Raw genomic sequence first — 9,344 nt, 5'->3', positions numbered from 1 at the left:
CCTTCCGGAGACGAAACCTTAGAATAAGGTTTGAAGTTACCGTAAGGAGAGTGGAGCCTTAATCATAAAGTTTTAACCCTTTTACCCATAACCGACTAACCATAAAGGCTCCACTCTCCTAAGGTTTCGTCTCTGGCCTTAATCATAAAGTTTTAAACCTTTTACCCATAGCCGACAAACCATAAAGGCTGCCTTATTCTGACGGTAACTTCTAACCAAAAAACGCGCGGTACGACGCAACAATACTGCTTGAACCTCGGTTTTATTCATGTACCGGGTAATTTCCTTGTCTATACCTCGATCAAGGATGTTTTTAGCAGCGTTGTGGTCAGCCTGCAACACGACCCCATTAAACCTGGTGAAACTGTCCCCGCTCCTTTTCCCTAATAGGGTTCCAGTCACGGAGTCAATTTGCGACGTGTAACTAGGTTGAACTTCTGTGACAACCGAGCCAGTCCAATCAGCCCATTTCTGCAAAGAGTCCCGCATTTGTCCCTTCATCCAACTATTAAGTTTGCGGGACACGGCCTTAGACTGGCGTTTATTTCGGATTGGTTGTGTTAAGTCCAAGGCCGTAGGCCACGCTTCGCGAACAGCAAATACCTTTAAAGATTCTCCCTTAAAAAGAGACTTAGAGGCTGCTCCTATAATTGCCGTTAGCTCTGACTGATTCTTTCTGTAACGGCGGTTTTCTGTCTTTCTGGTTAGGTTGTTTTCTAATATTCGGGCAGACTTGCAAGGGGACATTTTTTCTAGTTTTCTATGAAGTGCCCAAAGCTTTCCTCTGTTGCGGTTTTTGGCACATATCCGATCTGATTTTTTAGTTGCTACTTTGCCCAAGTCTTTTCCGTGTGCCTGACCATCTGAATCATAGAAAGCCTCTGTATACCCTTTGTCTACTCCTATAGAACGGCGATCAGCAGGGATTCCTGCGGTACCGTAATCTACCAAGAAGTGAATTTCAAATCTTTGCAGGAGTTGATGGTGGATTAATCTAATCTGCCCACTTATTTTGCGATTAGATCTAACAACTATTCTGTTTCTCTTTCCTCTCCTCAGTCCAGCTATTTCTAGCTGATAAGTGTTGCGGGAGAGTCTTTTACATTTGTACCCTCCTTGTTGATAGACTATTTGATTTTTCACCCAAGAATGCCCTCTCTGAAATTCCTTTCTAACAAGCCTGTGCAGGAGTGGACTATCTAGGAAGGCTAAGGTCTTTAGTTGTTTGCAAAGTTCCTTTCTTATCTTTTGCTTATCCTTTCCTGGAAACCTTTTGTAGACCTTTTTTATTACCGCTTCAGTACAAGCAGCCTGGCTCGCTGTGATGGCTTTTGCTGTATCGCTAACAGTCCACTCCATCAACTTAGAGGGCAGTCCCAAGGATTCAGGAGTCCTAAAACTCCTAACTTCTGGGTAGGCTTTTTTCCAATCAATCCCCCAATGGCTAATGCTACCCAGCTTGTTGTAAGACTCAGAGCGGACGATACCAAGCTTTTTCATTACCTGCAGCAACTCAAGCTCAACCGACTTAGTCATTCCCACTACGGGGACAACCTGAGTCGATATTTTCTTTGTTGCTCCTACTTTTCTTGGCATCGTTAACTGACTGTGTCCTATATCTTAAGTATACTATAGCGCTAGCAAAATGTCAATGTCTGTTTTGCTGTATTAAATCCCGTTTTATCCCTATTTTTGGCTACTTAATTGCAGGGCGCAGAATCAACCTAGCTCAATCTAGGTAGCCGACTCAATGTAGTCATTTTCGGGCGGGCAGGATGCCCACCCCACTCATATTCATCCCGCCCCTCAGCAATGCACCCCTAGTCCATGGTACTAGGAAGGAATTCCATGCGTTCGCGTAGCGTGGCCTACGGCCAATCGCAAACAAAATCCTAGATCCAATCCCAGCAGTAACAAAGTTTTGTGTAGCGCTAAAGGATTGCCCATGGCAAGCTGATATCCTAAGCTTATCCGAAGTCCATACTTAGGATGTCTTGCTCCAATTGATGGTCACCGATAAGGTGAGAAGATAGAGGTCGTTGGATGAAGGAGGAAAGATAAAGTATAAAAATCTACCATTTGCAAAGGTTACAATCAATGCAATGGTTGATACTTCAAGTCTTGTATGCCTTTTATCTTTTGCCTACCCCTCTTGTTAAGGGGGATAATGGGGGGAGAACCCATCCAACCCTTTTGTCTGCAAGCCTGTTGCCTCAATGTTACCCATAGCCTTTAAGTGTTAAGGAATGTCAACCACTTCCACGCCATCCCTAAGAACCCAACAAAACCCTCTGTGCGCTAAGCTGGCGGACTGTATTGAATCGAACTGGCGGCGCTACTTCGACCTTTCGACCTATGATTTACCAGCCGAGTTAGGCTACGTACAAGGACGGCTTGAGGGAGAGAAACTGACTATCGAAAACCATTGCTATCAGACACCTCAGTTTCGGAAAATGCACCTGGAATTGGCAAAAGTAGGTGAGATGTTGGATATTTTACACTGTGTAATGTTTCCTCGTCCAGAGTATGCTTTGCCCATGTTTGGCTGTGATGTGGTGGCAGCTAGAGGACAAATCAGCGCTGCGATCGCAGACCTTTCTCCACTCCACCCTAAACGTACCTTACCAGAAGCCTATCACTGTTCTTTAGAGACCCTACCAAAACCTGAGTTTAAACAGCCCCGTGACTTACCACCTTGGGCGGACATTTTTTCAGAATTTTGCATTTTTGTGCGTCCCAATGGTCCAGAAGAAGAAGCACAGTTCCTGGCATGGGTGGATGATTTATTACAGATTCACTGTGCCCATGCTGCAAATGCCCTACCGGTCTCTAGAGAAAAGCAAGCAGAAATTATTGCAGGTCAACACTATTATTGCAGCAAGCAGCGGCAGAATGACAAAACCCGGCGGGTGCTTGAAAAAGCGTTTGGTGTTGAATGGGCAGAGAACTATATGACCTCCGTACTATTTGACTTGCCAGGATCTTGATACTTAATGAATGGTAAAGCTGATTAGTTTGCTGATTAGTTTAGGGATGGAGCAATGGATGATAGCGGTTATCATATTAATGAGGTACACAGGATTTTTTTCCTGTTACCTGTTACCTGTTACCTGTTACCTGTTACCTGTTACCTGTTACCTGTTACCTGTTACCTGTTACCTGTTACCTGTTACCTAAAATCCACAACTTGTATACCTCACCTATTTGAAAAATACTAGAGTAAGGCACGATAATAATAAGTCGGCAAACCTTTTTAAGGGGATAGACTATGTTCACTAAACGTGACCTTCCCTCAGAGCAGGAACTGCTAAATATGGCGAAACAGTACCCTGAGCTAGATATAGCATCCGTATTTACTTGTCTGTCGTTCCTGAAAACTACCACTGAAATCTACGAAGCGATTGACACTCATATGGGTCGCTACGAGTTATCAATCGGTAAGTTTACTGTACTCATGCTATTACACAAAGCGGGTTCGTTAGGCTTGACTCCTTCCGAATGTGCTCAACAGGCTGGTGTTACTCGTGGGACGATCACAGGTCTGCTCGATGGTCTCGAACGTCAAGGGTTAGTTAAACGCCAGCCCCACCCAGATGACCGACGGATGCTGATGGTTCAGCTGACTCCAAACGGTTGGCAGTTCTTGAAGCAAATGCTTCCCGACCACTTTAATCGGGTGACAGGTTTGATGGCTCACCTGACTGGTGCAGAAAAGAAAACCTTCGTTAAACTTTTAGCAAAGTTGCGAGCGGGAACCCCTGCTATGCACTCTGCTGAATTTCAGCTGACCCAGTAATGAGGGACTTCTCAAAAAATCTGTTAGCGGTGCTCATATAGTATTAACTTTATGATAGATTAAATAGTAAGGAGCCATATAATATGGCACACAAGAGATGGTTATGACTCATATAACCGACAGAGGTTGATTTAACCGGAGGAGTCATGGAGCCAAAGATTGGCATAAAAGATCAGGGATTATCAAAGCCCCTAAGCCGTTGGGTGATTGTACTGGCTGGTGTTGGGATTCTGGCAACTGTGGTCGCTAGCCGATATAGTTTGCAAATGGTCCGTGAGCGCCCACCAGAACCAGTGCCATCCCCCAGTACAACCCCAGCTATCCGAGCTGTAACTGCTCTAGGACGTCTCGAACCTGAGGGGGAAGTTATTCAATTAGCTGCTCCAACAACTTTTCAAGCACCAAGGGTGGCTCAGTTACTCGTTAAGGAAGGGGAGAGAGTAGGTGCCAATCAATTGATTGCCATCATGGAAAATCGCGATCGCTTACAAGCGGATTTAGAACGAGCCAAAGCGGAGGTTAAAGTAAGCCGTGCGAACTTGGAGAAAGTCAAAGCCGGTGCTAAAAGTGGCACCATTGCTGCTCAGGAGGCTAAGATTAAACGACTAGAGGCAGAGTATCGGGGGCAGAAGGAGGCGCTACAAACTCGCATTGACCGTTTACAGACTCAGCTGCAAGAAACACAACAAGAGAAAGATGCCACAGTCAGGCGATTAGAGGCTCAGTTAAGGAATGTGCAAGCAGATTTTCAGCGCTATGAGCAGTTAGAACGAGACGGTGCGATCGCAATTTCCGAATTAGACAGCCGCCGCCTAAGCGTAGAAACCGCCCAAGAGAGCGTCAGTGAAGCCATAGCCAACCGCACCCAAACTATAAGCACCCTCAGGGAACAACTCAAAGAAGCTATTGTCAACCGCAACCAGACCCTAGCTGTGGTAGAAGCACAGATTAACGAAGCCAAAGCTACCCTCGAAGAGATAAAAGAAGTACGTCTAGTAGATATTAGACAGGCTGAAGCGGAGCTAGAAATGGCTATGGCACAAGTCAAGCAAGCCGAAGCAGAATTAAAATTTGCTTACGTGCATTCTCCACTAGATAGTCAAATTTTGAAAATTAACACTTATCCAGGAGAAACCATCGATCCAGAAAAGGGAATTGTGGAACTAGGGCAAACTGACCAAATGATGGTTGTTGCTGAAGTCTACGAAAGTGATATTGGTAAAGTCAAGCTAGGGCAGAAAGTAACTATTATTAGTGAAAGCAAGGCATTTGAAGGTAAACTCAATGGCACTGTAGTTAGAATTGGGCAACAAATTGACAAACAGGATGTTCTTGACACTGATCCAGCTGCTGACGTAGATGCCAGAGTTGTCGAAGTAGATATTCGTCTCAATCCAGAAGACAGCAAGACGGTTACTGATTTAACTAACTCTCAAGTCATCGTAAAAATAGTTACTACTTATTAGTCAATCGCTATCGCTCCAATTAAAAATTATCAATTCAAAATTAAAAACTAACCTATAAATTAATTCGTGGGCTTGTATCCGGTGGAAACACTTACAAAGTATAAGGCTATTCATTTTTAATTTTTAATTTTGAATTCAAAAATGGTCATTAACTAGTAACTATTAATAATGAAAATACCTTTAGCATGGTTACAATTGACCCATGAAAAAATGCGTTTGCTGGTGGCACTGGCAGGAATTGCTTTTGCCGATATTTTAATGTTTATGCAAATGGGTTTTCGGGATGCCCTGTTTGAAAGTAATGTGACACTACATAATAGCTTACAGGGTGACATTTTTTTGATTAGTCCCCAGTCCCAAGCAACAATCGCTATGAAAAGTTTTCCTAGTCGCAGGTTGTATCAAAGTATTGCATTTGATGGGGTCAAATCGATTCGTGGGATATATATGGACTTTGCCCTCTGGAAAAATCCTCAAACCCGTGAAACTCGTAGTGTGCTTGTGATTGGGTTTAATCCTACTGACAACGTATTCAATTTATCTGGAGTAACCAGCAATCTGGATACAATTAAAATGCCAGATGTCGTTTTGTTCGATGACAGCTCCAGACCTGAATATGGACCTATTGCGGAAGAGTTTAATCAGGGCAAAGAGATAACCACTGAAGTCAAAGAACGTCGCATTCGAGTAGGAGGCTTATTCACCCTAGGGGCTTCCTTTGCAGCAGATGGAAATGTGATCACCAGTGATTTAAACTTTTTCCGCCTTTTCCCTGACCGCCATAGAGGACTGATTGATATCGGTTTGATTGAATTAGAACCAGGGTTAGATGTGGAGATAGTTGTAGAGAAGATGAGGCGCGAACTTTCCAAGGATGTTCTAGTTTTATCCAAGGAAGAGTTTGTTAATTGGGAGAAAGCTTACTGGCAAAGCAGTACAGCTATTGGCTTTATTTTTACCCTCGGTAGCGCGATGGGATTTATCGTGGGTACAGTGATTGTTTATCAAATTCTATATACTGATGTCGCGGATCATTTGCCTGAGTATGCTACCCTTAAAGCCATGGGTTATAAAACCAGCTATCTATTGATTGTCGTTTTTCAAGAAGCTATAATTCTGGCAATTTTAGGTTATTTTCCTGGATATGGACTAGCCTTAGGGTTGTATAGTTTAACGAAAAATGCTACCAGTTTACCCATAGCCATGAGTCTAGCTAGGGCGGTAACAGTGTTGATTCTGACGATTATCATGTGTTGTATTTCCGGTGCGATCGCGATTGGGAAACTCCAAGCAGCCGATCCCGCTGATATTTTTTAAACTATTGCTAATAGCAAAGGGAACAGGGAATAGGGAAGAGGGAACAGGGAGTAGGGAGTAGGGAATATGGCATCAAAAATTATCACAATTCCTACACGGATCCCTATATAGTGCTTTTTACCCTAATGAAGTACAAAAAAAAAATTACCTCTTTCCTCTTCCGACTTTACTGCTCCCTGCTCCCTGCTCCTTGCTCCCTGCTCCCTGCTCCCTGCTCCCTGCTCCCTAAAAGCCAAAAACTTGTACTTTACTAGCTGAAAAACAGCTATATAATCAATAACTAATAACTAGCTAGGAACGAAAACTGTCATGGTGGACGAACCAGTTGTATCCATTAAGCATCTCAACCATTACTTTGGTAAGGGTTTTCTACGGAAACAGGTTTTGTTTGATATTGACCTAGACATCCACCAAGGAGAAATTGTGTTGATGACTGGTCCTTCGGGATCGGGTAAGACGACATTACTAACCCTAATCGGAGGATTGCGATCGCCTCAATCTGGTAGTCTCAAAATTCTAGGACAGCAACTCCTCGGAGCCAATAAACGTCATTTGATTGCAGTGCGGCGTCATATTGGCTATATTTTCCAGGCTCATAACTTACTCAAAAGTTTAACGGCTCGCCAAAATGTCCAAATGTCAGCAGAACTACATCCAGAACTTTCTACTAAAGATGCTATTACTAAATCAGTAGCTATATTAGAAGCAGTGGGGTTAGGTCAGTGGGTGAATTACTACCCAGATAAACTTTCTGGAGGACAAAAACAACGAGTCGCGATCGCTCGTGCTTTAGTGGGTAATCCCAAGATACTCTTAGCAGATGAACCAACAGCAGCACTAGACAGTAAATCCGGTCGTGAAGTGGTAGATTTAATGCAGCAGTTAGCTAAAGAACAGGGCTGTACAATTTTACTCGTTACTCACGACAATCGAATTCTCGATATTGCTGACCGGATTGTTAATATGGAAGATGGCCATCTTAATGGTATTAAAGCAGTTAGTTAAACTGTTCAGCATTTAGATTGGGATATCTAAAAGTAGTCAAAGGGAACAGGGAATAGGGAATAGGGAACAGGGAATAACCAATTTAAATGCACATCAGCTTAAGGGAAACAGCTGACAAATAGAAACTATAAAATTGTTAATATAAAATATCAAATAGCAATTAACAATTTTATAATGACTAAATTAAATTAATTGTTCATTTAGTACTATAGCAATTCGTGTAGGAATTGTGATAATTTTTATTCCCTACTCCCTACTCCCTACTCCCTACTCCCTGTTCCCTCTTCCCTACTCCCTACTCCCTACTCCCTACTCCCTTTGCTATATTAGCTGGACTAACTTTAGCACGATGCAGCAACTTATCACCAATGCGGTAGCCAGTGTAACGTACCCTAACCTGATCACCTGGTTGAGCAGTGCCTGACATGAGTTGGTGTTGTTGTGGATCGTAAGGGAGTTCGTCCCCCACAGATGCGATCGCATCCACACCCCATTTTTCTAGCAACTGTTCCACTGGCTTTACCAGAGGCAATAATCTCACAGCTGGTAACTGCTCATTCTGTTGTGCCGCATAAGCAGCAGTGGGCCATTGGACTAGCCAGGATTCTAGCACTTGTAAACTAGATTGCTGAAACTCCTGCATTAAAGTCTCGCGCTGCTGTTCCAACTGCTGTTCCAGACGCTGGTACTCCTGCTTTAATGTTGAGTCTTCCTGCTGTAACGTAGAAACAGAATCTGGCAAAAACAGAATCAGTAACTGATTCACCGACACCTGCAACGCTTGAGCAAGTTTCAGCAGCGTTTTTAGCTGCATCTGCGAGACCTGACCTTTCCGCAAACGCCTCAGTTGCAACTCGGAAACATCAGCCCTGAGACTGAGTTGCTTAAAACTAGGAATACCCACTTTTGCCATAAGTTGTCGCAACTGTTCACTGTAATTGGGATAGGAAGACTCGGTCATTTCCAGGCTGACGTATCAAGGATAAAGGATGACAGGAGAAGATTTATAAATCTGATCAACTCCAATAGAGTAATCATCATATCCCTGATTGTGATTATTGGTAAGTGCAATCAGCTATCAGCCTTTGGCCACGGCTGATAGCTGATTGCTGATAGCTGACTGCTGACTGCTGACTGCTGACTGCTGATTGCTGAGTGCTTACCAAATTAGATATTTGCTCAAAGTGCATTTACCCAGAAATCAGCGGTTACAATCTCACCATTACGCTTAAATTGACCCCACACTTTATATGTGCCTTTTTCAGGAAATTGGGTAGCAAAACGTATCGGTTCAGTAGTTTTACCTGGAAGTGCGTGAGCATGAATGTAATCAGATGCTGTTATAGATTCTGATTTTTTAACAATTACTAAATGACCAGCTTCTCCCAAATAAGGTTGTAAATCATTCACCGGATTATTATTAGCAGCATTCTTTAAGTTAAAGCTAATCATCACTTCCTCATTAGCCTGAACTTTGGGTTTATCAAAACTCAGCTCAACCTTGGTATTGCCAAAAACTTTAGTATTCTTAATTTCTATCTCAGTTATAGATGAACTAGTTCCTGGTGCTTTTACTTTGACTACCGAAACTCGCTCTGGTTTTCCGGTTGGTTTGTAATCGCTAAAAAGAGTATAATCACCAGGAACTAGTTCATCTATAACTGAGATAGAAATTAAGAATACTAAAGTTTTTGGCAATACCAAGGTTGAGCTGAGTTTTGATAAACCCAAAGTTCAGGCTAATGAGGAAGTGATGATTA

At 43.0% G+C, this 9,344-nt stretch carries 9 protein-coding genes; 6 read left to right on the top strand and 3 right to left on the bottom strand.

All coding sequences use genetic code 11. The features are described 5' to 3' along the window. Nucleotides 1-138: 138 nt before the first annotated feature. A complete protein-coding gene (locus F6J94_RS24610) occupies nucleotides 139-1,596 on the bottom strand; it encodes a zinc ribbon domain-containing protein (protein ID WP_293044994.1) in 1,458 nt (485 codons plus the stop codon). Between the two features lie 650 nt (nucleotides 1,597-2,246). On the opposite strand from F6J94_RS24610, the gene F6J94_RS24605 reads away from it, so the two are divergent. The 6 genes from F6J94_RS24605 (at nucleotide 2,247) to F6J94_RS24580 (ending at nucleotide 7,584) form a co-directional block, all read left to right on the top strand. Continuing rightward, nucleotides 2,247-2,987, top strand: a complete 741-nt coding sequence (locus tag F6J94_RS24605) for a phycocyanobilin:ferredoxin oxidoreductase (protein ID WP_293044992.1) — start codon at nucleotides 2,247-2,249, stop codon at nucleotides 2,985-2,987. 281 nt (nucleotides 2,988-3,268) lie between these two features. Then, nucleotides 3,269-3,796, top strand: coding sequence for a MarR family winged helix-turn-helix transcriptional regulator (locus F6J94_RS24600; RefSeq protein ID WP_293044990.1), 528 nt, complete (start codon nucleotides 3,269-3,271; stop codon nucleotides 3,794-3,796). A gap of 146 nt (nucleotides 3,797-3,942) precedes the next feature. Then, nucleotides 3,943-5,262, top strand: coding sequence for an ABC exporter membrane fusion protein (locus F6J94_RS24595; protein ID WP_293044988.1), 1,320 nt, complete (start codon nucleotides 3,943-3,945; stop codon nucleotides 5,260-5,262). A gap of 168 nt (nucleotides 5,263-5,430) precedes the next feature. Further along, entirely contained in the window at nucleotides 5,431-6,579 is a 1,149-nt protein-coding gene (devC, locus tag F6J94_RS24590; RefSeq protein WP_293044986.1) for an ABC transporter permease DevC, read from the top strand. Between the two features lie 125 nt (nucleotides 6,580-6,704). Further along, the gene (locus F6J94_RS24585; protein ID WP_293018043.1) at nucleotides 6,705-6,833 is read left to right on the top strand and encodes a hypothetical protein; all 129 of its coding nucleotides are present in this window, start codon (nucleotides 6,705-6,707) and stop codon (nucleotides 6,831-6,833) included. A 55-nt stretch (nucleotides 6,834-6,888) separates the two neighbouring features. Further along, a complete protein-coding gene (locus F6J94_RS24580; protein WP_293044984.1) occupies nucleotides 6,889-7,584 on the top strand; it encodes a DevA family ABC transporter ATP-binding protein in 696 nt (231 codons plus the stop codon). 295 nt (nucleotides 7,585-7,879) lie between these two features. Here the strand turns inward: F6J94_RS24580 and grpE are convergent, their stop codons facing one another. Both grpE and F6J94_RS24570 read right to left on the bottom strand, forming a co-directional pair. Further along, nucleotides 7,880-8,545 carry a nucleotide exchange factor GrpE gene (gene grpE / locus F6J94_RS24575; RefSeq protein WP_293044982.1) on the bottom strand — a complete coding sequence of 222 codons (666 nt, stop codon included), beginning with the start codon at nucleotides 8,543-8,545 and terminating at the stop codon, nucleotides 7,880-7,882. Nucleotides 8,546-8,763: 218 nt separating this feature from the next. Continuing rightward, entirely contained in the window at nucleotides 8,764-9,315 is a 552-nt protein-coding gene (locus F6J94_RS24570; RefSeq protein WP_293044980.1) for a hypothetical protein, read from the bottom strand. Between the last annotated feature and the right edge of the window lie 29 nt (nucleotides 9,316-9,344).

Source organism: Moorena sp. SIO1F2 (assembly GCF_010672755.1).
Taxonomy (GTDB): Bacteria; Cyanobacteriota; Cyanobacteriia; order Cyanobacteriales; family Coleofasciculaceae; genus Moorena.
Note: the sequence above shows the minus strand (reverse complement) of the source record. Positions and strands in the feature narration are given on the sequence as shown.

What these genes read in the sequence shown, in the direction of transcription:
- F6J94_RS24610 (WP_293044994.1), bottom strand. Translation starts at nt 1,596, where the DNA reads ATGCCAAGAAAAGTAGGAGCAACAAAGAAAATATCGACTCAGGTTGTC.
- F6J94_RS24605 (WP_293044992.1), top strand. Translation starts at nt 2,247, where the DNA reads ATGTCAACCACTTCCACGCCATCCCTAAGAACCCAACAAAACCCTCTG.
- F6J94_RS24600 (WP_293044990.1), top strand. Translation starts at nt 3,269, where the DNA reads ATGTTCACTAAACGTGACCTTCCCTCAGAGCAGGAACTGCTAAATATG.
- F6J94_RS24595 (WP_293044988.1), top strand. Translation starts at nt 3,943, where the DNA reads ATGGAGCCAAAGATTGGCATAAAAGATCAGGGATTATCAAAGCCCCTA.
- devC (WP_293044986.1), top strand. Translation starts at nt 5,431, where the DNA reads ATGAAAATACCTTTAGCATGGTTACAATTGACCCATGAAAAAATGCGT.
- F6J94_RS24585 (WP_293018043.1), top strand. Translation starts at nt 6,705, where the DNA reads ATGAAGTACAAAAAAAAAATTACCTCTTTCCTCTTCCGACTTTACTGC.
- F6J94_RS24580 (WP_293044984.1), top strand. Translation starts at nt 6,889, where the DNA reads ATGGTGGACGAACCAGTTGTATCCATTAAGCATCTCAACCATTACTTT.
- grpE (WP_293044982.1), bottom strand. Translation starts at nt 8,545, where the DNA reads ATGACCGAGTCTTCCTATCCCAATTACAGTGAACAGTTGCGACAACTT.